At 41.1% G+C, this 25,136-nt stretch carries 33 protein-coding genes and 1 pseudogene; 30 read left to right on the forward strand and 4 right to left on the reverse strand.

Annotation, left to right across the window (positions count from 1 at the left end; translation table 11 throughout):
- Positions 1-50 precede the first annotated feature (50 nt).
- The 3 genes and pseudogenes from AB2B50_RS06060 to AB2B50_RS09740 all read left to right on the forward strand — a co-directional run bounded on the left by AB2B50_RS06060 (position 51) and on the right by AB2B50_RS09740 (position 3,156).
- Positions 51-1,901: a polysaccharide biosynthesis protein gene (locus AB2B50_RS06060; RefSeq protein ID WP_320692740.1), complete on the forward strand. Its 1,851-nt coding sequence runs from the start codon at positions 51-53 to the stop codon at positions 1,899-1,901.
- Between the two features lie 260 nt (positions 1,902-2,161).
- Positions 2,162-2,587, forward strand: a complete 426-nt coding sequence (locus tag AB2B50_RS06065) for a DUF805 domain-containing protein (protein ID WP_316107812.1) — start codon at positions 2,162-2,164, stop codon at positions 2,585-2,587.
- A gap of 113 nt (positions 2,588-2,700) precedes the next feature.
- Positions 2,701-3,156: pseudogene (locus AB2B50_RS09740) on the forward strand (DUF805 domain-containing protein).
- 87 nt (positions 3,157-3,243) lie between these two features.
- Here AB2B50_RS09740 and AB2B50_RS06075 read toward each other — a convergent pair.
- Genes AB2B50_RS06075 through sdaAB form a run of 3 tightly spaced genes read right to left on the reverse strand, consistent with a single transcriptional unit; the run spans position 3,244 to position 5,461 of the window.
- Positions 3,244-3,885, reverse strand: a complete 642-nt coding sequence (locus AB2B50_RS06075) for an HAD hydrolase-like protein (protein ID WP_075226749.1) — start codon at positions 3,883-3,885, stop codon at positions 3,244-3,246.
- A gap of 23 nt (positions 3,886-3,908) precedes the next feature.
- A complete protein-coding gene (sdaAA, locus tag AB2B50_RS06080; RefSeq protein ID WP_075226748.1) occupies positions 3,909-4,781 on the reverse strand; it encodes an L-serine ammonia-lyase, iron-sulfur-dependent, subunit alpha in 873 nt (290 codons plus the stop codon).
- An 8-nt stretch (positions 4,782-4,789) separates the two neighbouring features.
- On the reverse strand, positions 4,790-5,461 hold the full coding sequence (sdaAB, locus tag AB2B50_RS06085; protein ID WP_001191178.1) for an L-serine ammonia-lyase, iron-sulfur-dependent subunit beta: 672 nt from the start codon (positions 5,459-5,461) through the stop codon (positions 4,790-4,792).
- A 241-nt stretch (positions 5,462-5,702) separates the two neighbouring features.
- Here sdaAB and apf point away from each other — a divergent pair, with 241 nt between their 5' ends.
- Entirely contained in the window at positions 5,703-6,338 is a 636-nt protein-coding gene (gene apf / locus AB2B50_RS06090) for an aggregation-promoting factor (RefSeq protein WP_320692742.1), read from the forward strand.
- A gap of 51 nt (positions 6,339-6,389) precedes the next feature.
- On the opposite strand, the gene AB2B50_RS06095 is transcribed toward apf, so the two are convergent.
- A complete protein-coding gene (locus AB2B50_RS06095) occupies positions 6,390-7,253 on the reverse strand; it encodes a helix-turn-helix domain-containing protein (RefSeq protein ID WP_320692743.1) in 864 nt (287 codons plus the stop codon).
- A 555-nt stretch (positions 7,254-7,808) separates the two neighbouring features.
- Between AB2B50_RS06095 and AB2B50_RS06100 the strand changes: the two genes are divergently transcribed.
- From AB2B50_RS06100 to rplX, 26 genes are all read left to right on the forward strand, one after another.
- A complete protein-coding gene (locus AB2B50_RS06100) occupies positions 7,809-8,024 on the forward strand; it encodes a hypothetical protein (protein WP_070458855.1) in 216 nt (71 codons plus the stop codon).
- A 157-nt stretch (positions 8,025-8,181) separates the two neighbouring features.
- Positions 8,182-9,303 carry a tRNA 2-thiouridine(34) synthase MnmA gene (gene mnmA / locus AB2B50_RS06105; protein WP_320692745.1) on the forward strand — a complete coding sequence of 374 codons (1,122 nt, stop codon included), beginning with the start codon at positions 8,182-8,184 and terminating at the stop codon, positions 9,301-9,303.
- Positions 9,304-9,322: 19 nt separating this feature from the next.
- Complete coding sequence (locus AB2B50_RS06110; RefSeq protein WP_049526536.1) at positions 9,323-9,934, forward strand: MarC family protein; 612 nt, start codon at positions 9,323-9,325, stop codon at positions 9,932-9,934.
- A gap of 147 nt (positions 9,935-10,081) precedes the next feature.
- Entirely contained in the window at positions 10,082-10,537 is a 456-nt protein-coding gene (locus AB2B50_RS06115; RefSeq protein WP_320692746.1) for an NUDIX hydrolase, read from the forward strand.
- An 8-nt stretch (positions 10,538-10,545) separates the two neighbouring features.
- Positions 10,546-10,977, forward strand: a complete 432-nt coding sequence (locus AB2B50_RS06120) for an NUDIX hydrolase (protein ID WP_301559925.1) — start codon at positions 10,546-10,548, stop codon at positions 10,975-10,977.
- The gene (gene mnmG, locus AB2B50_RS06125; protein WP_320692747.1) at positions 10,967-12,883 is read left to right on the forward strand and encodes a tRNA uridine-5-carboxymethylaminomethyl(34) synthesis enzyme MnmG; all 1,917 of its coding nucleotides are present in this window, start codon (positions 10,967-10,969) and stop codon (positions 12,881-12,883) included. The genes AB2B50_RS06120 and mnmG overlap by 11 nt, the downstream gene beginning before the upstream one ends.
- Before the next feature lie 89 nt (positions 12,884-12,972).
- Complete coding sequence (locus AB2B50_RS06130; protein ID WP_277813588.1) at positions 12,973-13,107, forward strand: hypothetical protein; 135 nt, start codon at positions 12,973-12,975, stop codon at positions 13,105-13,107.
- A 44-nt stretch (positions 13,108-13,151) separates the two neighbouring features.
- Complete coding sequence (locus AB2B50_RS06135; RefSeq protein WP_320692748.1) at positions 13,152-14,705, forward strand: damage-inducible protein CinA; 1,554 nt, start codon at positions 13,152-13,154, stop codon at positions 14,703-14,705.
- A gap of 118 nt (positions 14,706-14,823) precedes the next feature.
- A complete protein-coding gene (nrdD, locus tag AB2B50_RS06140) occupies positions 14,824-17,031 on the forward strand; it encodes an anaerobic ribonucleoside-triphosphate reductase (protein WP_320692749.1) in 2,208 nt (735 codons plus the stop codon).
- 11 nt (positions 17,032-17,042) lie between these two features.
- On the forward strand, positions 17,043-17,183 hold the full coding sequence (locus AB2B50_RS06145; protein WP_000521609.1) for a hypothetical protein: 141 nt from the start codon (positions 17,043-17,045) through the stop codon (positions 17,181-17,183).
- A 37-nt stretch (positions 17,184-17,220) separates the two neighbouring features.
- Complete coding sequence (locus tag AB2B50_RS06150; protein ID WP_320692750.1) at positions 17,221-17,721, forward strand: GNAT family N-acetyltransferase; 501 nt, start codon at positions 17,221-17,223, stop codon at positions 17,719-17,721.
- A gap of 4 nt (positions 17,722-17,725) precedes the next feature.
- The gene (gene nrdG / locus AB2B50_RS06155; RefSeq protein ID WP_320692751.1) at positions 17,726-18,322 is read left to right on the forward strand and encodes an anaerobic ribonucleoside-triphosphate reductase activating protein; all 597 of its coding nucleotides are present in this window, start codon (positions 17,726-17,728) and stop codon (positions 18,320-18,322) included.
- Positions 18,319-18,942, forward strand: a complete 624-nt coding sequence (locus AB2B50_RS06160) for a uridine kinase family protein (protein WP_320692752.1) — start codon at positions 18,319-18,321, stop codon at positions 18,940-18,942. Before nrdG ends, AB2B50_RS06160 begins: the two co-directional genes overlap by 4 nt.
- Before the next feature lie 264 nt (positions 18,943-19,206).
- Positions 19,207-19,515, forward strand: a complete 309-nt coding sequence (rpsJ, locus tag AB2B50_RS06165; RefSeq protein ID WP_061863914.1) for a 30S ribosomal protein S10 — start codon at positions 19,207-19,209, stop codon at positions 19,513-19,515.
- An 82-nt stretch (positions 19,516-19,597) separates the two neighbouring features.
- Positions 19,598-20,224: a 50S ribosomal protein L3 gene (rplC, locus tag AB2B50_RS06170; RefSeq protein WP_000160197.1), complete on the forward strand. Its 627-nt coding sequence runs from the start codon at positions 19,598-19,600 to the stop codon at positions 20,222-20,224.
- A gap of 24 nt (positions 20,225-20,248) precedes the next feature.
- On the forward strand, positions 20,249-20,872 hold the full coding sequence (gene rplD, locus AB2B50_RS06175; protein WP_000024549.1) for a 50S ribosomal protein L4: 624 nt from the start codon (positions 20,249-20,251) through the stop codon (positions 20,870-20,872).
- Positions 20,872-21,168: a 50S ribosomal protein L23 gene (locus AB2B50_RS06180; protein WP_001055347.1), complete on the forward strand. Its 297-nt coding sequence runs from the start codon at positions 20,872-20,874 to the stop codon at positions 21,166-21,168. The genes rplD and AB2B50_RS06180 overlap by 1 nt, the downstream gene beginning before the upstream one ends.
- A 17-nt stretch (positions 21,169-21,185) precedes the next feature.
- Positions 21,186-22,019, forward strand: coding sequence for a 50S ribosomal protein L2 (gene rplB / locus AB2B50_RS06185; RefSeq protein ID WP_061863915.1), 834 nt, complete (start codon positions 21,186-21,188; stop codon positions 22,017-22,019).
- A 103-nt stretch (positions 22,020-22,122) separates the two neighbouring features.
- Complete coding sequence (gene rpsS, locus AB2B50_RS06190; protein ID WP_000533766.1) at positions 22,123-22,404, forward strand: 30S ribosomal protein S19; 282 nt, start codon at positions 22,123-22,125, stop codon at positions 22,402-22,404.
- 11 nt (positions 22,405-22,415) lie between these two features.
- On the forward strand, positions 22,416-22,760 hold the full coding sequence (gene rplV / locus AB2B50_RS06195; RefSeq protein WP_000818137.1) for a 50S ribosomal protein L22: 345 nt from the start codon (positions 22,416-22,418) through the stop codon (positions 22,758-22,760).
- A 12-nt stretch (positions 22,761-22,772) separates the two neighbouring features.
- Complete coding sequence (gene rpsC / locus AB2B50_RS06200; RefSeq protein WP_000529936.1) at positions 22,773-23,426, forward strand: 30S ribosomal protein S3; 654 nt, start codon at positions 22,773-22,775, stop codon at positions 23,424-23,426.
- Between the two features lie 3 nt (positions 23,427-23,429).
- Positions 23,430-23,843: a 50S ribosomal protein L16 gene (gene rplP, locus AB2B50_RS06205; protein WP_000960948.1), complete on the forward strand. Its 414-nt coding sequence runs from the start codon at positions 23,430-23,432 to the stop codon at positions 23,841-23,843.
- Between the two features lie 9 nt (positions 23,844-23,852).
- Complete coding sequence (rpmC, locus tag AB2B50_RS06210; RefSeq protein WP_000772918.1) at positions 23,853-24,059, forward strand: 50S ribosomal protein L29; 207 nt, start codon at positions 23,853-23,855, stop codon at positions 24,057-24,059.
- A 24-nt stretch (positions 24,060-24,083) separates the two neighbouring features.
- On the forward strand, positions 24,084-24,344 hold the full coding sequence (gene rpsQ, locus AB2B50_RS06215; RefSeq protein ID WP_000440801.1) for a 30S ribosomal protein S17: 261 nt from the start codon (positions 24,084-24,086) through the stop codon (positions 24,342-24,344).
- Between the two features lie 25 nt (positions 24,345-24,369).
- Complete coding sequence (gene rplN, locus AB2B50_RS06220) at positions 24,370-24,738, forward strand: 50S ribosomal protein L14 (RefSeq protein WP_000616548.1); 369 nt, start codon at positions 24,370-24,372, stop codon at positions 24,736-24,738.
- Between the two features lie 83 nt (positions 24,739-24,821).
- Entirely contained in the window at positions 24,822-25,127 is a 306-nt protein-coding gene (gene rplX, locus AB2B50_RS06225; protein WP_000497691.1) for a 50S ribosomal protein L24, read from the forward strand.
- Positions 25,128-25,136 lie beyond the last annotated feature (9 nt).

The raw sequence follows: 25,136 nt of genomic DNA on the forward strand, positions 1-25,136 counted from the left end.
ATCTTGTAATTACTAGAAAATGTGATTTTGTCTAGGAGGATACCATTCACATGAATAAAAAAATGACAGATTATGTAATTGATCTGGTTGAAGTGTTAAATAAACAACAAAAACAAGTCTTTTGGGGGATTTTTGATGCTGCCAGCATGATTTCCTCAATCATTGTTTCTTATATCTTGTTTTATGGATTGATCAATCCAGCTCCTGTGGACTATGTCATCTATACAAGCTTGACCTTCCTTTTCTATCAAATCATGATTGGATTCTGGGGTCTCAATGCTAGTATTAGTCGCTATAGCAAAATCACAGACTTTATGAAGATATTCATCGGAGTAAGTATCAGCAGTGTCTTGTCTTATGTTATTTGCTACGCCTTTCTACCACTCTTTTCTGTGCGCTTTATTGTCCTCTTTATCTTATTGACAACCTTCTTAATTCTCTTCCCTCGTATCACTTGGCAGTTGATCTATTCTAGACGTAAAAAGAGTGATGGAGAAGGGGAACATCGTCGTACCTTCTTGATTGGTGCGGGAGACGGTGGAGCTCTCTTTATGAACAGCTACCAGCATCCTACGAGTGATCTTGAGTTAGTGGGTATTTTGGACAATGATGAAAAGAAAAAAGGCCAAAAACTAGGAGGAATCCCAGTCTTAGGATCTTATGAACAGTTACCAGAACTCTCAAAACGTCATCAGATTGAAAAAGTTATCGTTGCGATTCCTTCTCTTGATCCATCCGAGTATGAGCGTATCCTAAAAATGTGTAACCAACTTGGCTTGAAGTGTTATAAGATGCCCAAGATTGAGTCGGTTGTACAAGGATTGCATCCTCAGGTAGGTGGTTTCCAAAAAATCGATATTACGGACCTTTTGGGACGTAAAGAAATTCAACTAGATGAGTCACGCCTAGGCTCAGAAATTACTGGAAAAACCATCTTAGTAACAGGTGCAGGAGGTTCTATCGGGTCTGAGATTTGCCGTCAGGTTAGTCGCTTTAATCCAGAGCGCGTGGTTCTCTTGGGTCATGGGGAAAACTCCATTTATCTGATCTATCATGAATTGATTCGTAGCTTCCAAGGAATTGACTATGTTCCTGTGATTGCAGACATCCAAGACTACGATCGCTTGCTTCAAGTATTTGAGCAGTACCAACCAGCCATTGTTTACCATGCTGCTGCCCATAAGCACGTGCCAATGATGGAACGTAATCCAAAAGAAGCCTTTAAGAATAATATCCTCGGAACTTATAATGTTGCCAAAGCAGTTGATGCTGCTAAGGTACCGAAGATGGTCATGATTTCGACCGATAAGGCTGTTAATCCACCAAACGTAATGGGAGCTACCAAACGTGTGGCAGAGTTGATTGTTACAGGATTTAACCAACGTAGCCAGTCTACCTATTGTGCGGTTCGTTTTGGGAATGTTCTTGGTAGCCGTGGTAGTGTGATTCCAGTATTTGAGCGTCAGATTGCAGAGGGTGGTCCAGTGACTGTGACCGACTTCCGTATGACTCGTTACTTTATGACCATTCCAGAAGCTAGCCGTTTGGTGATCCATGCAGGAGCTTATGCTAAAGATGGAGAAGTCTTTATTCTTGATATGGGCAAACCAGTTAAGATTTATGATTTGGCCAAGAAAATGGTTCTTCTCAGCGGGCGTACTGAAAATGAAATTCCAATTGTAGAAGTGGGAATCCGTCCAGGTGAGAAACTCTATGAGGAGTTGTTGGTATCTACTGAATTGGTTGATAATCAAGTCATGGATAAGATTTTTGTTGGTAAAGTTAATGTCATGCCACTTGAAGTCATCAATCAAAAGATTGAAGAATTCCGTATCTTGCAAGGTTCAGAGTTGAAGCAAGCCATTATCGGTTTTGCAAATGAAACAACTCACACTCATTAAAAAAGAAAAAGGTATGATTCCTAGCTTCATGTTAGAAGCAAGTGGAATCATACCTTTTATGATAACGAATGGTCCTTTACCGATTTTTATACGAACTTGTCATTGTTGAACATTTATGGTAAACTAAATTTATACTATTTGAAAATCAAAGTAAATAAGGTCTGCGTCGTTTTACTGTACTTAGATATGGTTTATAACTGACTTTCTGATTTGCTTTTCAATTTTCATGGAGTATGAATTAAAAAATTAGGGAGTAACTTATGATTAACGCATATAAGAATTTCTTTAAAGGTTATGTAGATTTTACAGGTCGTTCAAAACGCTCAGAGTATTGGTGGATTTGGTTAACAAACATGATCCTCCTTGTCCCTTTTTACTCAGCATATTTTAAGGCACTAGCAAATCCAAGAAATGAGACTGCTCTTATGGCCTTGGGTGGCATTGCTATTATCTATATGATTTTCGGGCTAGCCTTAATGTTACCTATGTTAGCTTTGACAGTCCGTCGTCTCCGTGATGCTGGTTTCCACTGGGCTCTAATCTTTGTCATTTTTATTCCTATGGTTGGACCTCTTGCCCTTTTAGCTTTGTTAGCTATGCCAACGAAACAAGTAGAAGTAGTAACAATTAATGAAACTGAAGAAATTGTAGAAGTTTCACCATTCGAAGAATCAGACAAAAACTAAGAAGTTCAGGTTTTACAATTGGATCTGTTTTAGAGTTTTTTCTATATTGTTAAGCGAATATCTAACACTCCCATATCTAAAAATAGATTTGGGAGTGTTTTAAAACTATGTGGATGCTTGCTGGTATACCATTGTTAAAAAGGAGAAATATCCTGTTTAGGGCTTATATAAATTTTTTAAAAGGTTATGTAGATTTTGTAGGACGCTCAACACGTCCTGACTTCTGGTGGGTTTGGTTGATGAATCATATCTTGTTCCTACTCCTGTATATCCTTATCTTCAATAAAGAGATAAACTAGGGTCCTTCTCTGAACTTTACTTTAGTTGTCCTGATATGCATGATTTATGCCATTTTAGCTTTACTCCTTCTATTGCCTACTCTGGCGTTGAGGATTCGCCGTTTGCGTGATGGAGGTTTCCACTGGGCCTTTATCTTCCTTTACTTTGTTCCAATGGTTGGACGTCTTGCTCTATTAGTTCTGCTAGCTATGCCAAGTAAGGAAGTAGAAATAGTAACAATCAATAGACCTAAAGAAGTTGAAAGCGAAGAAGCTACCCCCTTTGAATAATTGGATGAATACGGGGAATGTCATTCTCCTCATTAAAGATCAGACAAAAAGCTCCCAAACCTAACTTTTAGGCTGGGAGTCTTTTGTTTAACGTTTTAATTGTAGATGGTGTAAAATGTCTGTTGGGTGGTGAGCAATCCAGTCAGGATTATAGCCCATGAGGTCTCTCTCCTCACCAAATCCCCAGGTTACCGCTAGTTTTTTAATGCCAGTTTCTTGGGCACCAATCATATCAAACTTGGTATCTCCGATAATAACAACCGTTTCGGACGCTAGATGATGAGTTTCCAGAGCCTGACGAATAACATCTGCCTTGTGTAGGGCCTGAGGGCTTGAACCATAAATGCCATCAAAAAAGTGGTCAATCCCAAAATTGCTAGTCATGTCAACTGCGGTTGGTGTATTCTTCGTAGTAGTGATATAAAGAGGATAATGCTCAGCTAGTTCTACGAGTAAATCTTTGATATGTGGAAAGAGTTGGGCTTCGTACACACCTTTTTCCTTATAATAAGAACGATAGAGCTGGATTGCTTCCTCTATCTGCTCAGCCGGCAAACAACTAGCAAAGCTGGTTTCTAGTGGGGGTCCCATAAAACCTCGAATGGTTTTTGCACCAGGACTAGAAACTCCAAGTTGGTCAAAGGTATAGGTGAAACCATTGTGAATTCCGATAGAACTATCCACAAGTGTTCCATCTAAATCGAAAAAAATAGCGGAAATTGATGACATATACTCTCCTAGTTATTTTGAAATTATTCGCCGAAGATTTCTTTTTGAAGGCGACGACCTGTAGGTGTGGCAGCGAGCCCCCCTTCAGCAGTTTCACGAAAGGCAGTTGGGAGGCTAGATCCTACTTGATACATGGCGTCAATGACCTCATCAACTGGAATTTTTGATTCGATACCAGCCAGAGCCATATCGGCTGCGATGAAGGCGAAGCTTGCTCCCATGGCATTCCGCTTGACACAAGGAACTTCAACCAAACCTGCAACGGGGTCACAGATTAGGCCGAGCATATTTTTGATAACGAAGGCGATAGCCTGGCTCGCTTGATAAGGCGTTCCGCCTGCAGCTAGAGTTAGGGCAGCGGCACTCATGGCTGAAGCTGAACCGACTTCGGCCTGGCAGCCACCTTCGGCTCCCGAGATAGAAGCGTTGTTAGCAATCACGAGTCCAAAAGCACCTGCAGCGAATAAGAAGTCTAGTTGTTGTTCATGAGTTAAATCCAACTTTTCAATAGCAGCAGTGAGAACTGCGGGAAGACAACCTGCGCTACCTGCGGTCGGTGTCGCACAAACAAGACCCATCTTGGCATTGTGCTCATTAACGGCAATGGCGTTACGGGCGGCAGACAAGACAGTGATGTCTGATAGGGTCTTTCCTTTTTTGATGTAGTGGTCAAGCTTGGCAGCATCTCCACCTGTTAAGCCACTACGAGATTTCTTCTCGCTAAGTCCGAGTTCTACAGAAGCCTTCATGACTTCAAGGTTGCGCTCCATGAGAAGGATGACTTCTTCGCGCTCGCGTCCAGTCAATTCAAACTCAGTCCTAATCATGAGTTCAGCAACATTGCTTTGAAAATCAAGTTCGGCTTGTTTGACTAATTCTTTGATAGAGTAAAACATATTTTCTCCTATTGAAAGAAATTGACATTGTGCAGATGAGGAATTTTGCGAATTTCTTCGATAGATTCATCACAGTTGCGACTATCAACTTCGATAATCATAATGGCTTTCTCACCAGCTTTTTCTCGGGTTACATTCATTTGGGCGATGTTAATGTCAAAGCGAGAGAGGGCCTCTGTTACGTGAGCGATCATACCAGGAACATCCTGATGAACGATGATAATGGTAGGGGTGTTCATGTTGAGGGATACGGCAAAGCCATTGAGCTCTGTTACCTGGATATTTCCACCACCGATTGAAATTCCTGTCACACTGATGGTCTTGTGCTCATTCTTAACAGTGATTTTCGTAGTATTTGGGTGAGGGGCGTTACTGTCTTTCTGGATAGTCCAGACAATTTTGATTCCACGCTTATGGGCAATTTCTAAACTATTTGGAATTTCTGGATCATCTGTGTCCATTCCCAAGATTCCAGCGACAAGGGCTAGGTCAGTTCCGTGCCCTCGATAGGTTTTTGCAAAAGAATTAAAAAGCTGGAACTCGACCTCGGTTGGAGTATCGTCAAAGATAGAAGAGACGATTTTACCGATACGAACAGCTCCTGCCGTGTGACTACTAGATGGGCCAATCATGACTGGCCCAATGATATCAAAGACAGATTGAAAACGAAGTGATTGCATCTGTTTCCCCTTAAAAAGATTCTTAACTCTATTATATCAAAGATTAGATGCAAGCGCTCAATTCCATGATAAAATATCTAAAATCCCCATAAAGCCTATAAAATCAAGCCTTTTGTAACAAAAAGAGGCTATTTAAGTGAAATAAAACATAGTCTTGTAACATTTCTACATAAAACCGTCAAGAAACAGTAATAATAGTAGGGTATGATGGAAATATAAGAAAGAAGGAGAATCTTTTAATATGAAATCAACAACTAACAAAATTAAAACAGGACTTGTAGGAGTAGCAGCAGCGCTTGCTTTCCTTGCACCATCACTTACTTTTGCACAAGAAACAACAACTTACACAGTAAAATCAGGTGACACTCTATCAGGAATCGCTGAAAAATACAATACAACTGTTGAAAAATTGGCAGAAAAAAATAAGATTAAAGATATTCATTTGATCTATGTAGACCAAGTATTGGTTATTGATGGTGAAGCACCAGCAACTTCAACTACTTCAACTACTTCAGCTGCGACAGCAGAAGCTCCAGTAGCAGCACCTGCAGCTACTGAAACAACAACTTATGAAGCGCCAGCAGCAAGTGTAACTGTTGCAGAAGAAACCGTTGCTACAACAGAAACTTCAGCATCAACTTCAACCGTCAGCGGATCTGAAGCAGAAGCGAAAGAATGGATCGCTCAAAAAGAATCAGGCGGTAGCTACACAGCTACAAACGGACGTTACATCGGACGTTACCAATTGACAGATTCATACTTGAACGGTGACTACTCAGCAGAAAACCAAGAACGTGTAGCAGATGCTTACGTTGCAGGACGTTACGGTTCATGGGCAGCTGCTAAGAACTTCTGGCTTAACAACGGTTGGTACTAAGAACTAACTAGCAGAATAAGATGCAAAAGTCGAGGGATTTCCTCGACTTTTTTATATTTCCTTTACTTGATAACAGGTCTCTACTTCCTTTTTGAGGTGAGATAGCATTGAGGTTTCATCGGTTAACTCCAGAAGGGAGAAGCCCTTTTGAATAAGATGATCATTACTAGTACAAATACCTATTCGAACATAGGCGATAGCTAAAATATCGTATCTTTTCTTTTTCTTAGCATCCTCTAGTAAGGTGTAGCAGATTTGTTGACAGGTATTTTTATCTTGATTGTACAAGTAAATGGTGGACAGATTGAGTAGGATTGCCATTCGTAATTCATATAAATGTTGATAGTTTTTATAGACTTCTAAGCGTTGCAAGATTTGTTCAGTGATCAGATGGAGGTGTTCAATGGGAAAGCTGAAAAGGATGGTATTGAGGATTTTTAGGTCACTTTCATACCATGTATCTTGTTTTTCAATTTTTTCCCAAAGCTTTTTGACCGTTTGTTCCACTTGGATTGAAAGCTGTCCTGTTCCGTGTTGACGGATATAAATGACAACTTCCAACATATCTCTGATTTCCTCTATGGGGAGATCGTGATGGATCTTAAGATAGTCTTGGCATGTTTCAAATAAATTGACTAGACTACTGGTACCAAAGATGGAACTCGTATTGAGATAGGTTTGCATGATTTCTGTTCGCTGGCTCGGTTTATAGAGATGGCAGATGTATTCAAACTCTTCAAAACTCATATTGATTTGACGGAGAAGAAACTCCATGTTTTCATATTTGGGAGTTGCCTTGCCACTTTCAAACTTGGAAAGGCTGGTTCTTGAAAGGACATTTCCACAGACCTCTTCTTGTGTCAATCCTTTTGACTCACGTATTTCTTTATATACTTTCCCGAAATCATAGCGCATGATTTCCTCCTTTTCGTGAAAAAAGTTAATAGAATTCTATTAAACATATTGTATCATAAGAATATAGAAAACAAAGTGGATATCATGAGAAGAAAATAAGAAAGGTGATTTTATCTATAGTAGGTAGAATCTAAAAAATAAATTATGACTCATTTAAAATTTTATATCAAATCCGTTCTTTGTTCATTGGTATTTTTTATCCTTTTAATTCTTTTTATTAAAAATATATATTACCCTGCTCTAAAGATAACTATTGAAGTTATTCTGACGTTTTCGATAGGTAGTCTTTGTTATGCCATTTTTTGTAAAACAAATCGTGCTGCTTTTCTGCCAATTTCGGTTGTTTTATTTTTGTTGACTCTCTATTTGCTGGGTGTATAGTGTTTTAGTAGGAACTTTGTCAGTTTGCATTTTTCTCTTGGAGAAATTATAACGATTGAAATTTTAGTGGCATTAAGTGTAGTAAATTTGCTGTCAAGATTTTTTTAAAAAAAGAGAAGTCAATAGATTTGCTAGTGGATTATTAAAATGAAAGGTAAAATTGGGATATTTAAAATGAAACATTTTTTTGCAGGAATTGGTGAAGGTCATTTTTTGTTATTTTTATTATATCTAAGCATGTCTACTAGTCCAATTATTGGACTAGTGATTGGACATACTAAAATAAATCTAATAAATTCTATTATTATAGCTCTTAGTACGATATGGGCATTAATTTTGGTATTATCAAGAGTGTATAGAAAATATTTTTATAGAGACGATGATGACTAAAGTTTTTATCAATAAAACCAGAGGTTGGTAGATTATCAGCCTCTTTCTTGTCTTCTCCAACCAAGCATGTTATAATGAAAACTGCTCAAACGACCTTCAATCGTGGATGCAAACACGACCTTCAATCGTGAATAAACGAATAGATGGGAGAACTACCATGAGTGATAACTCTAAAACACGTGTTGTCGTGGGGATGAGTGGTGGTGTTGATTCGTCGGTGACGGCTCTTTTGCTCAAAGAGCAGGGTTACGATGTGATCGGTATCTTCATGAAGAACTGGGATGACACAGATGAAAACGGCGTCTGTACGGCGACCGAAGATTACAAGGATGTGGCTGCGGTGGCAGACCAGATTGGCATTCCTTACTACTCTGTCAATTTTGAAAAAGAGTACTGGGACCGCGTTTTTGAGTATTTCCTAGCGGAATACAGAGCAGGACGCACGCCAAATCCAGACGTTATGTGTAACAAGGAAATCAAGTTTAAGGCCTTTTTGGACTATGCCATGACCTTGGGAGCAGACTATGTAGCGACTGGGCACTATGCCCGTGTGGCGCGTGATGAGGATGGCATCGTTCACATGCTTCGTGGCGTGGACAATGGCAAGGATCAGACCTATTTCCTCAGCCAACTTTCACAAGAACAACTCCAAAAGACTATGTTCCCTTTGGGACATTTGGAAAAACCTGAAGTTCGCAGACTAGCAGAAGAAGCAGGCCTTGCAACTGCTAAGAAGAAAGACTCAACAGGGATTTGCTTTATAGGAGAAAAAAACTTTAAAGAATTTCTCAGCAACTACCTACCAGCTCAGCCTGGTCGCATGATGACTGTGGATGGACGTGATATGGGCGAACATGCTGGTCTGATGTATTATACGATTGGTCAGCGTGGTGGCCTAGGTATTGGTGGACAACACGGCGGTGACAATGCCCCTTGGTTTGTTGTTGGAAAAGACCTGAGCAAGAATATCCTCTATGTCGGCCAAGGCTTCTACCATGATTCGCTCATGTCAACTAGCCTAGAGGCGAGTCAAGTCCACTTTACTCGTGACATGCCAGAGGAATTTACGCTCGAATGTACGGCTAAATTCCGCTACCGTCAGCCGGACTCGAAGGTGACTGTACATGTCAAAGGAGACAAGGCAGAGGTCATTTTCGCAGAACCTCAACGCGCCATTACACCAGGACAGGCAGTTGTCTTTTACGATGGTGAAGAATGTCTCGGTGGTGGTTTGATTGATAATGCCTACCGCGATGGCAAGGTTTGTCAGTATGTCTAACTGGAGTTAAGTAAAAACGATGAGTTCTCAATTTTTTTATGCATTTATGGCATTTTTCGCTATAATGAACCCAATTTCAAATCTTCCTGCTTACATGGCTTTAGTAGCAGATGATAGTCAAAAAATTTCACGAAAAATTGCTTTTAGGAGTCTTTTGATTGCCTTTGTTATTGTAACTGTTTTTATCTTTTCAGGAGATTTCATTTTTAAAGTATTTGGAATTACAATTGTTTCTTTCAGAATTGCTGGTGGAATATTAGTGGCCGTTATCGGTTATCATATGATTAATGGTAATCATTCACCCAGCTATAAAGGAATGGAGCAGCAAGCAGTAAATTCAGATCCAATGTCTATTGCTATTTCTCCTCTTGCAATGCCACTTTTTGCAGGACCAGGTACAATTACAACTGCTTTAAGTCTGGCTAATGGAGGTTTGCAGAATCAACTGATGACCGTAGTTGCTTTTGCTCTACTATGTGTCATCACTTATCTCCTGTTAAGAAGTGCAAAACAAATTGCAGGCTTCTTGGGAGAAAATTTGATGAAAATTATAACAAAAATGATGGGACTTTTACTATTCTCGATAGGAATACAGATGATTATCGTCAGTGTGCAGACCTTGCTCAAATAGTGATTTGCATTGACAAAACGATTTGATTTGATAAAATAACTTTAACAATAGTCATGATGGTCAAAGCTCATGGATATTGCAGGCTTTTTGTTCTGCACTTCTTACGAGTTTTGACTGTTTTTGTGTCGTTTAAAGGAAAGGGCAAAAATGACTCAACAAGACTTTCGGACAAAGGTGGGAAACACTGTTTTTGGTGTTCGAGCGACAGCCTTGATTGTCCAAAATCGTAAACTTCTAGTCACCAAAGATAAGAACCAGTATTACACCATTGGTGGCGCTATTCAAGTCAATGAAAGAACGGAAGATGCAGTAGTCCGCGAAGTGAGGGAAGAATTGGGCGTCAAAGCTCAAGCTGGGCAGCTAGCTTTCGTGGTTGAAAATCGTTTTAAAGAAGACGGCGTTTATTATCACAACATCGAGTTTCATTATTTAGTGGATTTACTTGAGGATGCCCCATTGACCATGCAGGAAGATGAGAAAATGCAGCCCTGTGAGTGGATTGACTTGGATAAACTTGAGGGTATTCAGCTGGTTCCAGCCTTTTTAAAAACAGCCCTACCAAATTGGGACGGACAATTACGACACATCCATCTTAATGAATAGGAGATAAAATGATGGTTAAGCTTATTGCCCATGTACTTGTTCATAGTGGTGGTGATTATTTGCTCATTCAGCGTTCGGAAATTAAAAGAGGACAACCCAACGTTTATCCGACTTACTGGGATATTCCTGGTGGTGGGGTTGAAAAGGGTGAACTTCCGCGAGATGGAGCTCTTAGAGAATGTGTTGAAGAAGCGGGAGTTAGGCTAGACAGCAGTTCGCTCAAACTTCTTCACGAAGATAGTCAACTGGATACCTCTAAGGATACTGTCTTTACTCGCTTAGTTTATAAAGCAGAGTGGGTTGGGGAGAAGCCAATTATCAGATTAGATCCTGAAGAGCATACACACTTTAAATGGGTTACTATGGATCAAGCTCTAGAGGAGGAGAAGTTAGTTCCCTATTTGCGAGAAATTTTTGAAAGGTTAAGAAATGACTTATAATTTTACAGAAGAATACGATATTATTGTAATCGGTGCGGGGCACGCTGGGGTCGAGGCTTCCTTGGCTGCCAGCCGTATGGGCTGTAAGGTCTTGCTTGCGACTATTAACATTGAAATGTTGGCTTTCATGCCATGTAATCCCTCTATCGGTGGTTCTGCCAAGGGGATTGTCGTGCGTGAAGTGGATGCCCTTGGTGGCGAAATGGCCAAGACCATTGACAAGACTTACATCCAGATGAAGATGCTTAACACTGGGAAAGGCCCAGCTGTTCGTGCCCTTCGTGCGCAAGCTGACAAGGAGCTCTACTCTAAGGAAATGCGCAAGACAGTTGAAAACCAAGAAAATCTAACCCTACGTCAAACTATGATTGATGAGATTTTGGTGGAAGATGGCAAGGTTGTCGGTGTGCGTACGGCGACTCATCAAGAGTATGCTGCCAAGGCTGTTATTGTGACGACAGGGACTGCCCTCCGTGGGGAAATCATCATCGGAGATCTCAAGTACTCATCAGGACCAAACCATAGCCTAGCTTCTATTAACCTCGCTGACAATCTTAAGGAACTTGGTCTCGAAATCGGTCGTTTCAAGACAGGAACCCCTCCACGTGTCAAGGCTTCCTCTATTAACTACGATGTGACAGAGATTCAGCCAGGGGACGAAGCGCCTAATCACTTCTCATACACTTCACGTGATGAGGACTATGTTAAAGACCAAGTACCGTGCTGGTTGACCTATACCAATAGTACCAGTCATGAGATTATCCAAAATAACCTCCACCGTGCGCCTATGTTTACAGGTGTGGTCAAGGGAGTGGGGCCTCGTTACTGTCCATCGATTGAGGACAAGATTGTACGCTTTGCAGACAAGGAACGCCACCAACTCTTCCTAGAGCCAGAAGGACGCAATACAGAAGAAGTATATGTCCAAGGTCTCTCAACCAGCCTTCCTGAGGATGTACAACGTGACTTGGTACATTCCATCAAAGGTTTGGAAAATGCAGAGATGATGCGTACTGGTTATGCTATCGAGTACGACATGGTCTTGCCTCATCAATTGCGTGCAACGCTTGAAACCAAAAAAATCTCAGGACTTTTCACAGCTGGCCAGACAAATGGTACATCTGGTTACGAAGAGGCAGCAGGCCAAGGGATTATCGCAGGTATCAACGCGGCTCTGAAAATCCAAGGCAAGCCTGAGTTGATTTTGAAGCGCAGTGACGGTTATATCGGGGTCATGATTGATGACTTGGTGACCAAGGGAACCATTGAACCTTACCGTCTCTTGACCAGTCGTGCTGAATACCGCCTCATTCTCCGTCATGATAATGCTGATATGCGCTTGACTGAGATGGGACGCGAGATTGGTCTTGTGGATGATGAACGTTGGGCTCGATTTGAGATTAAGAAAAACCAATTTGACAATGAGATGAAACGCCTAGACAGTATCAAACTCAAGCCAGTCAAGGAAACCAATGCCAAGGTCGAAGCGATGGGATTCAAACCATTGACTGATGCAGTCACTGCCAAGGAGTTCCTCCGTCGTCCAGAAGTTTCTTACCAAGATGTGGTTGCCTTCATCGGACCTGCTGCTGAAGAATTGGATGACAAAATTATCGAATTGATTGAAACGGAAATCAAGTACGAAGGATACATCTCAAAAGCCATGGATCAGGTTGCCAAGATGAAGCGCATGGAAGAAAAACGCATTCCAGCCAACATCGACTGGGATGACATTGATTCCATTGCGACAGAAGCTCGTCAGAAGTTCAAACTCATCAATCCAGAAACCATCGGCCAAGCCAGCCGTATTTCTGGGGTTAACCCAGCAGATATCTCCATTCTTATGGTGTATCTGGAAGGTAAAAATCGAAGCATTTCAAAAAATTTAGAAAAAAAGGCTGACTAAAGACAAAGTGCTGAATTCTCTTTTGGGAATTCAGCTTTTTTGATAGAATCGTCCTCCATTTTCGAATAAAGAGAAAAGGAGGAATGACCATGCTGACGGTAGAAGAAAAAAATTTTTTAGACCACTATAAAAATACTTCCTATCATCGTTTTTATGAGATTGAACGCTTCGCTAGTCTCTGTCAAAAGTTAGACAAATGGCCACCACAGGCTGACAAGCTTTAGACTTTTTGATATACTAGAACAAATTAAAACATAGGAGAGAATGAATGAACGTATATGGCAGATTAGAAGAGGAACCAACTCCATCTTGGACGGGAATTCAGGATGATTTAGTTGGGAAAGAGGAGCGCTTCGAGGATGAACCTAGTTCATTTGCTCCCTTACCATTATTTAAGATCCTAATCTGGAGCACTCTAGTTGTACTTGTATCTGTAGTTCTTCCTTTCTTGCTAGGACTAACTAGCCCAGAGCAGGCACAAGATTTTTATATCGGATGGGCTATGCACCAGGGGGGAGATATCTACACAGACTATTTTGGAACGAGTGGTCTTCTCTATTACTTATTACAGTATCTAAGCAAGGGTAGTATTTTGTTTGCAGCCTATACTTGGCTTGCTCTAGTGGGTGCTGGGATTTTTCTTTTCCGTTCAACTTATACCTTGACGGAGGAGAACAAGCAGTCGCAACAAGTGTTGACCATCTTTTATCTTCTTGCTGGAGGACTTAGCTTTGGCGGTGGCTATGCCACTATTTTGGCCCTTCCATTCCTGTTTTACGCTCTCAGTTTAGTAACTAGGTATTTGGTAGAGTATAATCATGACAAAGGTTTCTTACGTATCGGGATGAGTTTGGCGCTTGCCTTCTTCTTTGCCCCTCTCGTCACAACTTTATATGCTCTAGTCTTATTCTTTGCTTTGTTAGCCTTTAATATTGGGCGTGGTCGCTTGGTTCATGGGCTTTATCAATTCTTTGCAGCTGGTCTTGGATTCTCGTTCTTCTTTTATCCAATTGGTTACTATACGGCTTATAATGGGAGTTTTGGGAATGCTATCAGTCAGATCCTCTATCCAGTAGATAGTTTGAAATTTATGTCCAATCCAGCCTTACTGGACAACCTCCTTTTTTATGGATTGTTAACAATTGGTCTTGGAGGATTAAGGCTCGTATTTACAGGACTCTTCCAGTCTAAACCAACCAAGCAATACGTCTTATCTATTTTTACTTCAGTAGCAATCCTATTGTTAGCTTGTTTAGAAATTTTCTCTACCGAACCGATCCATGGAAGTCGTCTAGCTGAGTTTCTTCCTTTCTTGTCCATTCTTTTATTGACTCATATTCGAACTGGGAAATTAGAAGGAGCTAATCGTCGTAGAAAACATCGAGAAGTACCCTCAATATGGGCAGTATTTCTTCAGGGTAATGTCTATTTGCCAGTTTTAGCTTTGGCCTATCTATTTTTGACTCCTCTGGTAGCCCGTTATGTTTTTCACTCAGAACAATATCAAGAACGTGCTCGTATGGAAACTACGGTTAAAGGACAAACACAGGCAACCGATCGTATTTATATATGGGATGATCTTACTAATGGTTATAAGACTAGTGAACGTTTAGCAGCTAGTCAGTTGCTATCACCAAAATTATATACTGGCCTTGATGCAAATCGTAGCAAACTTGTCAATGATTTACGTGATAATCAGCCTAAAGTGATTGTGGTCAATACCAAAACAGCTCTCTGGACGGAAGTGGAACAGCTTCTAGCAGAAAGCTACCAACCAGTTCAAAGTGAATTCAAAGACTTTAAACTTTACAAATTAAAATAAAATAATCAATATCTAGTGTAAATTTTATGAAAATAGGAATTTTAATACTAGATATTGATTTTTATTTTTATAGTGATATAATACTTTAAGAAAGAATATTTAAGAAAAGAGCCTGGATATGATTGTATTGGAAGAGAAAACAAACCCTGATCCAACCTTATTTGTTGAAAAGCGCGACGGTAGACGCGTCATTTTTGATGTAGATAAGATTGATAAAGCCTTACACAAGGCTGCTGAAAAGGTGATGGATGTAAGTCCTTTGGTCGAAAAACGTCTAAGTACTTTGATTGAACGTATTGTCGCTGAGATTCATAGTCGCTTTCCTCAAGGTGTAAAAATTTATGAAATCCAAAACATCGTAGAACATGAGTTATTGGAAGCTAAAGAATATGCCTTGGCAGAGGAATATATCACTTATCGAACTCAAAGGGATTTTGAGCGCTCAAAAGCAACAGATATCAACTTCAGTATCCATAAACTTCTCAACAAAGACCAGGCAGTTGTCAATGAGAATGCTAATAAAGATAGTGATGTTTTTAATACCCAGCGTGATTTGACGGCGGGGATTGTTGGGAAATCAATCGGTCTTCAAATGCTTCCTAAGCATGTGGCTAATGCCCACCAAAAAGGGGATATCCACTATCACGATTTGGACTATAGCCCTTACACTCCGATGACCAACTGCTGTTTGATTGATTTCAAGGGGATGTTGGAAAATGGTTTTAAGATTGGGAATGCAGAGGTAGAAAGTCCTAAGTCTATTCAGACTGCGACTGCTCAGATATCGCAAATCATCGCCAACGTTGCATCAAGTCAGTATGGAGGCTGTTCAGCAGACCGTATTGATGAAGTCTTGGCTCCTTATGCAGAAAAAAATTACCAAAAACACCTCAAAGATGCAGAGGAATGGGTACTACCTGACAAGCGTGAGGAGTACGCCTGGAAGAAAACCCAAAAAGATATCTATGATGCCATGCAATCTCTAGAGTATGAAATCAATACCCTCTTCACTTCAAATGGGCAAACACCCTTTACTTCTCTTGGTTTTGGTCTAGGAACCAATCGTTTTGAACGCGAAATTCAAAAGGCTATCTTGAACATTCGAATCAAGGGTTTGGGATCAGAACACCGTACAGCTATCTTCCCTAAATTGATCTTCACTCTTAAAAGAGGACTTAATCTGGAGGAAGGTTCACCTAACTACGATATCAAGCAGTTGGCGCTCGAATGCGCAACTAAACGGATGTACCCAGATGTCTTGTCTTACGATAAGATTATCGAATTGACAGGTTCCTTCAAGGTTCCGATGGGATGTCGTTCATTCCTTCAAGGATGGAAGGATGAAAATGGAGTTGAAGTTAACTCTGGCCGTATGAATCTAGGTGTCGTGACGGTCAATCTTCCTCGTATCGCCCTCGAGTCTGAAGGCGACCTGAACAAGTTCTGGGAAATCTTCAATGAGCGGATGAATATCGCAGAAGATGCACTGGTCTATCGTGTAGAGCGGACCAAGGAAGCCACTCCAGCTAATGCGCCTATCCTTTATCAATACGGTGCTTTTGGCCGCCGCCTTGGTAAGGAAGAAAGTGTTGACGAGCTCTTTAAGAATCGCCGTGCTACTGTTTCGCTTGGCTACATTGGACTTTATGAAGTAGCGACAGTCTTCTTTGGCAACAATTGGGAAACCAATCCAGAAGCTAAAGAATTCACCCTTGATATCATTCGAGATATGAAACATCGAGTAGAAGAGTGGTCAGACCAATACGGTTACCACTTCTCAATCTACTCAACACCATCTGAAAGTTTAACAGACCGCTTCTGTCGCCTGGATACAGAGAAATTCGGTTCTATTCCAGATATAACGGATAAAGAGTACTACACCAATTCCTTCCATTATGATGTCCGCAAAAATCCAACTCCTTTTGAAAAATTGGATTTCGAGAAGGTTTATCCAGAAGCGGGTGCATCAGGTGGCTTCATCCACTACTGTGAGTATCCAGTTCTTCAACAAAATCCAAAGGCCTTGGAAGCTGTTTGGGATTATGCTTATGACCGTGTAGGTTATCTCGGAACCAATACTCCAATTGACCGCTGTTACAAGTGTGATTTTGAAGGAGATTTTGAGCCGACAGAGAGAGGATTTGCTTGTCCTAACTGTGGAAATAACGATCCTAAAACAGTAGATGTGGTTAAACGGACCTGTGGTTATCTTGGGAATCCACAAGCTCGTCCGATGGTTAATGGGCGTCATAAGGAAATTGCTGCGCGTGTCAAACACATGAACGGTTCTACTATTAAAACAGCAGGACATGAAGTAAGAAGTTAGAAAGAAATAGAATGGGAAAATATCAATTAGACGATAAGGGCAAGGCCTTGGTTCAACGGTTCCACGAGAAACATTCAAAAGGTGGAGGCAATAAAAAAGACCGAGTGGCTAGCCTAAGAGAGCAATTTTTAAATAAGAATAAGAAAAAGTGAGAGTCCGCTCTCGCTTTTCTCTTAGTTGGAGGTAAAGATGATATTACGCAGGCCGACATTGGCGGATAAGGAAGCTGTTGTAGATATGATAGAGGAGTTTGAAGAGACCCAATCGACCCACAATGGCGGATTTTGGGATATTGAGAATTTCTCTTACGAGGACTGGCTAGAAACTAGCCGAAATAAAGAAATGGGAATAGGGTTGCTGGAAAATCGCGTTCCATCAATTCAGTTCGCTTTGTTTGATGAATCAGACCGTGCTTTAGGTTTTTTGAATCTACGGCTGAGATTAAATGAGGGCTTGCTGAATCATGCAGGCCATATTGGCTATTCCATCCGCCCGTCTGAAAGAGGCAAGGGCTACGCCAAAGAGTCCCTCCGACAAGGTCTACAAATTGCTAAGAAAAAGAATATCAAACGAGCGCTTGTGACTTGTAGCACGGAAAATCCTGCCAGTCGAGCTGTTATTTTAGCTAACGGTGGAGTCTATGAGGATGTTCGTAATGGAACGGAGCGCTATTGGATAGAGTTGGAGTAGAAGGATGACTTGGAATACACCAAAACCAGGCGAGTGGAAGAGTGAAGAACTCAGTCAAGGGCGTATCATTGACTATAAGGCTTTTAACTTTGTCGATGGAGAGGGGGTGCGCAATTCTCTCTATGTAGCAGGTTGTATGTTTCACTGCGAGGGCTGTTATAATGTTGCGACCTGGTCTTTCAATGCTGGTATCCCGTATACGCCAGAGTTAGAAGAACAAATCATGGCAGATCTGGCCCAACCCTATGTTCAAGGATTGACTTTATTAGGAGGAGAGCCTTTCCTCAATACAGGTATAATCTTACCTCTCGTAAAACGCATTCGTAAGGAATTGCCAGAAAAAGATATCTGGTCCTGGACGGGCTACACTTGGGAAGAAATGATGCTGGAGACTCCAGACAAACTGGAACTCTTGTCGTTGATTGATATCCTGGTCGATGGTCGTTATGATAAAAGCAAGCGCAATCTCATGCTCCAGTTCCGAGGCTCTTCTAATCAGCGGATTATAGATGTGCAAAAATCTCTGCAAAGTGGAAAAGTAGTTATTTGGGACAAGCTTAATGATGGGAAGCAAAGCTATGAACAGGTGAAGAGAGAATGAAGAAAAAAGACTTAATAGAGCAACTGGTCTCAGAAATAGACTCGGGAAGAATTAGGACGCTAGGGATCTACGGTCATGGGGCTTCAGGTAAATCAACTTTCGCTCAGGAATTATATCAATCCCTAGATTCTACTACAGTAAATTTGCTAGAAACAGATCCCTATATTACTTCGGAACGACATTTAGTGGTGCCAAAGGAGACTCCCAACCAAAAAGTGACCGCTTGTTTAGCAGTAGCGCATGAGCTAGCAAGTTTACAAAGAGATATCCTCGCTTTGCAGGCGGGTATGGATGTCTTGACAATAGAAGAACCTTGGAAGGCTAGTGAGGTCTTATCGGGAGCAAAACCAATTCTGATAGTCGAAGGGATGTCTGTGGGTTTTCTGCCCAAGGAATTCTTTGACAAAACCATTTGTTTCTACACGGATGAGGAGACCGAATTAAAAAGGCGACTAGCTCGAGATACGACTGTGAGAAATCGGGATACAAAATTTATATTGGCTAGTCAGCAGATGAGACGGATGCAGTATCTACAATACTATAAAGAAACCGAATCAAGAGCAGATATCTTGATAGATCAATCAGATGATAAATTTCAAATTAAAACTAAGATTATATAGAAGAAAAGTCAGATAATCCAGCATTTAAATATGCAAATTCATTAAAATTGAATAAGAAAACAGTTTCATCTAAAAAATTAAAAAAATCCTGTCAAATCCCTTGCAATCGCAGGGGCTTTGTGTTATTCTATTATGGTGCTGTAAATTACAGCTTTAGCTTTGATGCAAGAGGTTGCGACACGCTCGGTTGCATTGCCACGCAACGCGCATCGGTTTTCTTGTGGAGCTAGCCTATTATCTTAAATAGACGAAAAGGAGAAAAAGATGGCAAACAAAAAAATCCGTATCCGTTTGAAAGCTTACGAACACCGTACGCTTGACACAGCGGCTGCAAAAATCGTAGAATCAGCTACTCGTACAGGTGCAGAAGTTGCAGGTCCAATCCCACTTCCAACTGAGCGTAGCCTCTACACAATCATTCGTGCGACTCACAAATACAAAGACTCTCGCGAACAATTTGAAATGCGTACACACAAACGTTTGATCGATATCGTTAACCCAACTCAAAAAACAGTTGACGCTTTGATGAAATTGGATCTTCCAAGTGGTGTAAACGTAGAAATCAAACTTTAATCTAAAGCTTGATAACTTGAGCATAAAAAACGCTCGTTAAAAACTTTTTGAATAAAAAATATAGAAAAGGAACTATTTTCTCATGACAAAAGGAATCTTAGGGAAAAAAGTGGGAATGACTCAAATCTTCACTGAAGCTGGCGAATTGATCCCTGTAACAGTTATTGAAGCAACTCCAAACGTTGTTCTTCAAGTTAAAACTGTTGAAACAGACGGATACAACGCTATCCAAGTTGGTTTCGATGACAAACGCGAAGTATTGAGCAACAAACCTGCTAAAGGACATGTAGCAAAAGCTAACACGGCTCCTAAGCGCTTCATTCGTGAATTCAAAAACGTTGAAGGCTTGGAAGTTGGTGCTGAAATCACAGTTGAAACATTCGCAGCTGGAGACGTTGTTGACGTAACTGGTACTTCTAAAGGTAAAGGTTTCCAAGGTGTTATCAAACGCCACGGACAATCACGTGGACCTATGGCTCACGGTTCTCGCTACCACCGTCGTCCAGGTTCTATGGGACCTGTTGCACCTAACCGCGTATTCAAAGGTAAAAACCTTGCAGGACGTATGGGTGGCGACCGTGTAACAATTCAAAACCTTGAAGTTGTACAAGTTGTTCCAGAAAAGAACGTTATCCTTATCAAGGGTAACGTACCAGGTGCTAAGAAATCTCTTATCACTATCAAATCAGCAGTTAAAGCTGGTAAATAATAAGGAAAGGGGAATACAGTCAAAATGGCAAATGTAACATTATTCGACCAAACTGGTAAACAAGCGGGCGAAGTTGTTCTTAACGATGCAATCTTTGGTATCGAACCAAACCAATCTGTTGTGTTTGATGTCATCATCAGCCAACGTGCTAGCCTTCGTCAAGGAACTCACGCTGTTAAAAACCGTTCAGCCGTTTCAGGTGGCGGACGCAAACCATGGCGTCAAAAAGGAACTGGACGTGCTCGTCAAGGTTCTATCCGCTCTCCACAATGGCGTGGTGGTGGAATCGTCTTCGGACCAACTCCACGTAGCTATGCGTACAAACTTCCTCAAAAAGTTCGTCGCCTTGCACTAAAATCTGTTTACTCAGAAAAAGTTGCTGAAAACAAATTTGTAGCCGTTGATTCTCTTGAATTTACAGCTCCAAAAACTGCTGAATTTGCAAAAGTTCTTGCAGCTTTGAGCATCGATTCTAAAGTCCTTGTTATTCTTGAAGAAGGAAACGAATTCGCAGCTCTTTCAGCTCGTAACCTTCCAAACGTGAAAGTTGCGACTGCTACAACTGCAAGTGTTCTTGACATCGCAAATAGTGACAAACTTCTTGTTACTCAAGCAGCTATCTCTAAAATCGAGGAGGTTCTTGCATAATGAATTTGTATGATGTTATCAAAAAACCTGTAATCACTGAAAGCTCAATGGCTCAACTTGAAGCAGGAAAATATGTATTTGAAGTTGACACACGTGCGCACAAACTTTTGATCAAGCAAGCTGTTGAAGCTGCTTTCGAAGGTGTTAAAGTTGCAAATGTTAACACAATCAACGTAAAACCTAAAGCTAAACGTGTTGGACGTTACACTGGTTTTACTAACAAAACTAAAAAAGCTATCATCACACTTACAGCTGATTCAAAAGCAATCGAGTTGTTCGCTGCTGAAGCTGAATAATCTAAGGAGGAAATATCGTGGGAATTCGTGTTTATAAACCAACAACAAACGGTCGCCGTAATATGACTTCTTTGGATTTCGCTGAAATCACAACAAGCACACCAGAAAAAACTTTGCTTGTTGCTTTGAAGAGCAAGGCTGGTCGTAACAACAACGGTCGTATCACTGTTCGTCACCAAGGTGGTGGACACAAACGTTTCTACCGCTTGGTTGACTTTAAACGTAACAAAGATAACGTTGAAGCAGTTGTTAAAACTATCGAGTACGATCCAAACCGTTCTGCAAACATCGCTCTTGTGCACTACACTGACGGTGTGAAAGCATACATCATCGCTCCAAAAGGTCTTGAAGTCGGTCAACGTATCGTTTCAGGCCCTGAAGCTGATATCAAAGTAGGTAACGCTCTTCCGCTTGCTAACATCCCAGTTGGTACTTTGGTTCACAACATTGAGTTGAAACCAGGTCGTGGTGGTGAATTGGTTCGTGCTGCTGGAGCTTCTGCTCAAGTATTGGGACAAGAAGGTAAATACGTTCTTGTTCGTCTTCAATCAGGCGAAGTTCGTATGATTCTTGGAACTTGTCGTGCTACAGTTGGTGTTGTCGGAAACGAACAACATGGACTTGTAAACCTTGGTAAAGCAGGACGTAGCCGTTGGAAAGGTATCCGTCCAACAGTTCGTGGTTCTGTAATGAACCCTAACGACCACCCACACGGTGGTGGTGAAGGTAAAGCACCAGTTGGTCGTAAAGCACCATCTACTCCATGGGGCAAACCTGCTCTTGGTCTTAAAACTCGTAACAAGAAAGCGAAATCTGACAAACTTATCGTTCGTCGTCGCAACGAGAAATAATTTAAAACTAGTCGCTTAAGCAACTAGAAATTCCGCCAGCTCGGTAGCGCTCCTTGTGAGCGCAAGCCGCTGTGGTACAAAATTTAAAGGAGAAAATATAAAAATGGGACGCAGTCTTAAAAAAGGACCTTTCGTCGATGAGCATTTGATGAAAAAAGTTGAAGCTCAAGCTAACGACGAAAAGAAAAAAGTTATCAAAACTTGGTCACGTCGTTCAACGATCTTCCCAAGTTTCATTGGTTACACTATCGCAGTTTATGATGGACGTAAACACGTACCTGTTTACATCCAAGAAGACATGGTAGGTCACAAGCTTGGTGAATTCGCACCAACTCGTACTTACAAAGGTCACGCCGCAGACGACAAGAAGACACGTAGAAAATAAGGAGAACATAAATGGCAGAAATTACTTCAGCTAAAGCAATGGCTCGCACAGTACGTGTTTCACCTCGTAAATCACGTCTTGTTCTTGACAACATCCGTGGTAAAAGCGTAGCCGATGCAATCGCAATTTTGACATTCACTCCAAACAAAGCTGCTGAAATCATCTTGAAAGTTTTGAACTCAGCTGTAGCTAACGCTGAAAACAACTTTGGTTTGGATAAAGCTAACTTGGTAGTATCTGAAGCATTCGCAAACGAAGGACCAACTATGAAACGTTTCCGTCCACGTGCGAAAGGTTCAGCTTCACCAATCAACAAACGTACAGCTCACATCACTGTAGCTGTTGCAGAAAAATAAGGAGGTAAAATCGTGGGTCAAAAAGTACATCCAATTGGTATGCGTGTCGGCATCATCCGTGATTGGGATGCCAAATGGTATGCTGAAAAAGAATACGCGGATTACCTTCATGAAGATCTTGCAATCCGTAAATTCGTTCAAAAAGAACTTGCTGACGCAGCTGTTTCAACTATTGAAATCGAACGCGCAGTAAACAAAGTTAACGTTTCACTTCACACTGCTAAACCAGGTATGGTTATCGGTAAAGGTGGTGCTAACGTTGATGCACTTCGTGCTAAACTTAACAAATTGACTGGAAAACAAGTACACATCAACATCATCGAAATCAAACAACCTGATTTGGATGCTCACCTTGTTGGTGAAGGAATTGCTCGTCAATTGGAGCAACGTGTTGCTTTCCGTCGTGCACAAAAACAAGCAATCCAACGTGCAATGCGTGCTGGAGCTAAAGGAATCAAAACTCAAGTATCAGGTCGTTTGAACGGTGCAGATATCGCCCGTGCTGAAGGATACTCTGAAGGAACTGTTCCACTTCACACACTTCGTGCAGATATCGATTATGCTTGGGAAGAAGCAGACACTACATACGGTAAACTTGGTGTTAAAGTATGGATCTACCGTGGTGAAGTTCTTCCAGCTCGTAAAAACACTAAAGGAGGTAAATAACCAATGTTAGTACCTAAACGTGTTAAACACCGTCGTGAATTCCGTGGTAAAATGCGCGGTGAAGCTAAAGGTGGAAAAGAAGTAGCATTCGGTGAATACGGTCTTCAAGCTACAACTAGCCACTGGATCACTAACCGCCAAATCGAAGCTGCTCGTATCGCCATGACTCGTTACATGAAACGTGGTGGTAAAGTTTGGATTAAAATCTTCCCACACAAATCATACACAGCTAAAGCTATCGGGGTTCGTATGGGATCTGGTAAAGGGGCACCTGAAGGTTGGGTAGCACCAGTTAAACGTGGTAAAGTAATGTTTGAAGTTGCAGGTGTATCTGAAGAGATCGCTCGCGAAGCGCTTCGTCTTGCAAGCCACAAATTGCCGGTTAAATGTAAATTCGTAAAACGTGAAGCAGAATAAGGAGAAGGCATGAAACTTAATGAAGTAAAAGAATTTGTTAAAGAACTTCGTGGTCTTTCTCAAGAAGAACTCGCGAAGCGCGAAAACGAATTGAAAAAAGAATTGTTTGAACTTCGTTTCCAAGCTGCTACTGGTCAATTAGAACAAACAGCTCGCTTGAAAGAAGTTAAAAAACAAATCGCTCGTATCAAAACAGTTCAATCTGAAGCGAAATAATAGACTAGGGAAGGAGAAATTTCAATGGAACGCAATAATCGTAAAGTTCTTGTTGGACGTGTTGTATCTGACAAAATGGACAAGACAATCACAGTTGTAGTTGAAACAAAACGTAACCACCCAGTCTATGGTAAACGTATTAACTACTCTAAAAAATACAAAGCACATGATGAAAACAATGTTGCCAAAGAAGGCGATATCGTACGTATCATGGAAACTCGTCCGCTTTCAGCTACAAAACGTTTCCGTCTTGTAGAAGTCGTTGAAGAAGCGGTTATCATCTAATCAAACCTGAAAGGAGAAAACTGAAATGATTCAAACAGAAACTCGTTTGAAAGTCGCAGACAACAGCGGTGCACGCGAAATCTTGACTATCAAAGTTCTTGGTGGTTCTAAACGTAAATTTGCGAACATCGGTGATGTTATTGTGGCATCTGTAAAACAAGCTACTCCTGGTGGTGCGGTTAAAAAAGGTGACGTTGTTAAAGCAGTTATCGTTCGTACTAAATCAGGTGCTCGTCGTGCTGATGGTTCATACATCAAATTTGACGAAAACGCAGCAGTTATCATCCGTGAAGATAAAACTCCTCGCGGAACACGTATCTTTGGCCCAGTTGCACGTGAATTGCGTGAAGGTGGCTTCATGAAGATCGTGTCACTTGCTCCAGAAGTACTTTAATTTTCACAGAGCAAAAACAAACAAACACAGTCCCCTGGCTTAGCCAGGGTGCCCATTGGGCGTAAGAATAAAAGGAGAAAAAAATGTTTGTAAAAAAAGGCGACAAAGTTCGCGTAATCGCTGGTAAAGATAAGGGAACAGAAGCTGTTGTCCTTACTGCCCTTCCAAAAGTAAACAAAGTTATCGTTGAAGGTGTTAACATCGTTAAGAAACACCAACGTCCAACTAACGAACTTCCTCAAGGTGGTATCATCGAGAAGGAAGCAGCTATCCACGTATCAAACGTTCAAGTTTTGGACAAAAATGGTGTAGCTGGTCGTGTTGGTTACAAATTTGTAGACGGTAAAAAAGTTCGCTACAACAAAAAATCAGGCGAAGTGCTTGATTAATCACGAAGG

The organism is Streptococcus fermentans (assembly GCF_040888305.1).
GTDB lineage: Bacteria > Bacillota > Bacilli > Lactobacillales > Streptococcaceae > Streptococcus > Streptococcus fermentans.

Bases quoted from the DNA above. Each gene is read 5' to 3' on its own strand.
- AB2B50_RS06060 (WP_320692740.1), top strand. From the start codon at position 51: ATGAATAAAAAAATGACAGATTATGTAATTGATCTGGTTGAAGTGTTA.
- AB2B50_RS06065 (WP_316107812.1), top strand. From the start codon at position 2,162: ATGATTAACGCATATAAGAATTTCTTTAAAGGTTATGTAGATTTTACA.
- AB2B50_RS06075 (WP_075226749.1), bottom strand. From the start codon at position 3,885: ATGTCATCAATTTCCGCTATTTTTTTCGATTTAGATGGAACACTTGTG.
- sdaAA (WP_075226748.1), bottom strand. From the start codon at position 4,781: ATGTTTTACTCTATCAAAGAATTAGTCAAACAAGCCGAACTTGATTTT.
- sdaAB (WP_001191178.1), bottom strand. From the start codon at position 5,461: ATGCAATCACTTCGTTTTCAATCTGTCTTTGATATCATTGGGCCAGTC.
- apf (WP_320692742.1), top strand. From the start codon at position 5,703: ATGAAATCAACAACTAACAAAATTAAAACAGGACTTGTAGGAGTAGCA.
- AB2B50_RS06095 (WP_320692743.1), bottom strand. From the start codon at position 7,253: ATGCGCTATGATTTCGGGAAAGTATATAAAGAAATACGTGAGTCAAAA.
- AB2B50_RS06100 (WP_070458855.1), top strand. From the start codon at position 7,809: ATGAAACATTTTTTTGCAGGAATTGGTGAAGGTCATTTTTTGTTATTT.
- mnmA (WP_320692745.1), top strand. From the start codon at position 8,182: ATGAGTGATAACTCTAAAACACGTGTTGTCGTGGGGATGAGTGGTGGT.
- AB2B50_RS06110 (WP_049526536.1), top strand. From the start codon at position 9,323: ATGAGTTCTCAATTTTTTTATGCATTTATGGCATTTTTCGCTATAATG.
- AB2B50_RS06115 (WP_320692746.1), top strand. From the start codon at position 10,082: ATGACTCAACAAGACTTTCGGACAAAGGTGGGAAACACTGTTTTTGGT.
- AB2B50_RS06120 (WP_301559925.1), top strand. From the start codon at position 10,546: ATGATGGTTAAGCTTATTGCCCATGTACTTGTTCATAGTGGTGGTGAT.
- mnmG (WP_320692747.1), top strand. From the start codon at position 10,967: ATGACTTATAATTTTACAGAAGAATACGATATTATTGTAATCGGTGCG.
- AB2B50_RS06130 (WP_277813588.1), top strand. From the start codon at position 12,973: ATGCTGACGGTAGAAGAAAAAAATTTTTTAGACCACTATAAAAATACT.
- AB2B50_RS06135 (WP_320692748.1), top strand. From the start codon at position 13,152: ATGAACGTATATGGCAGATTAGAAGAGGAACCAACTCCATCTTGGACG.
- nrdD (WP_320692749.1), top strand. From the start codon at position 14,824: ATGATTGTATTGGAAGAGAAAACAAACCCTGATCCAACCTTATTTGTT.
- AB2B50_RS06145 (WP_000521609.1), top strand. From the start codon at position 17,043: ATGGGAAAATATCAATTAGACGATAAGGGCAAGGCCTTGGTTCAACGG.
- AB2B50_RS06150 (WP_320692750.1), top strand. From the start codon at position 17,221: ATGATATTACGCAGGCCGACATTGGCGGATAAGGAAGCTGTTGTAGAT.
- nrdG (WP_320692751.1), top strand. From the start codon at position 17,726: ATGACTTGGAATACACCAAAACCAGGCGAGTGGAAGAGTGAAGAACTC.
- AB2B50_RS06160 (WP_320692752.1), top strand. From the start codon at position 18,319: ATGAAGAAAAAAGACTTAATAGAGCAACTGGTCTCAGAAATAGACTCG.
- rpsJ (WP_061863914.1), top strand. From the start codon at position 19,207: ATGGCAAACAAAAAAATCCGTATCCGTTTGAAAGCTTACGAACACCGT.
- rplC (WP_000160197.1), top strand. From the start codon at position 19,598: ATGACAAAAGGAATCTTAGGGAAAAAAGTGGGAATGACTCAAATCTTC.
- rplD (WP_000024549.1), top strand. From the start codon at position 20,249: ATGGCAAATGTAACATTATTCGACCAAACTGGTAAACAAGCGGGCGAA.
- AB2B50_RS06180 (WP_001055347.1), top strand. From the start codon at position 20,872: ATGAATTTGTATGATGTTATCAAAAAACCTGTAATCACTGAAAGCTCA.
- rpsS (WP_000533766.1), top strand. From the start codon at position 22,123: ATGGGACGCAGTCTTAAAAAAGGACCTTTCGTCGATGAGCATTTGATG.
- rplV (WP_000818137.1), top strand. From the start codon at position 22,416: ATGGCAGAAATTACTTCAGCTAAAGCAATGGCTCGCACAGTACGTGTT.
- rplP (WP_000960948.1), top strand. From the start codon at position 23,430: ATGTTAGTACCTAAACGTGTTAAACACCGTCGTGAATTCCGTGGTAAA.
- rpmC (WP_000772918.1), top strand. From the start codon at position 23,853: ATGAAACTTAATGAAGTAAAAGAATTTGTTAAAGAACTTCGTGGTCTT.
- rpsQ (WP_000440801.1), top strand. From the start codon at position 24,084: ATGGAACGCAATAATCGTAAAGTTCTTGTTGGACGTGTTGTATCTGAC.
- rplN (WP_000616548.1), top strand. From the start codon at position 24,370: ATGATTCAAACAGAAACTCGTTTGAAAGTCGCAGACAACAGCGGTGCA.
- rplX (WP_000497691.1), top strand. From the start codon at position 24,822: ATGTTTGTAAAAAAAGGCGACAAAGTTCGCGTAATCGCTGGTAAAGAT.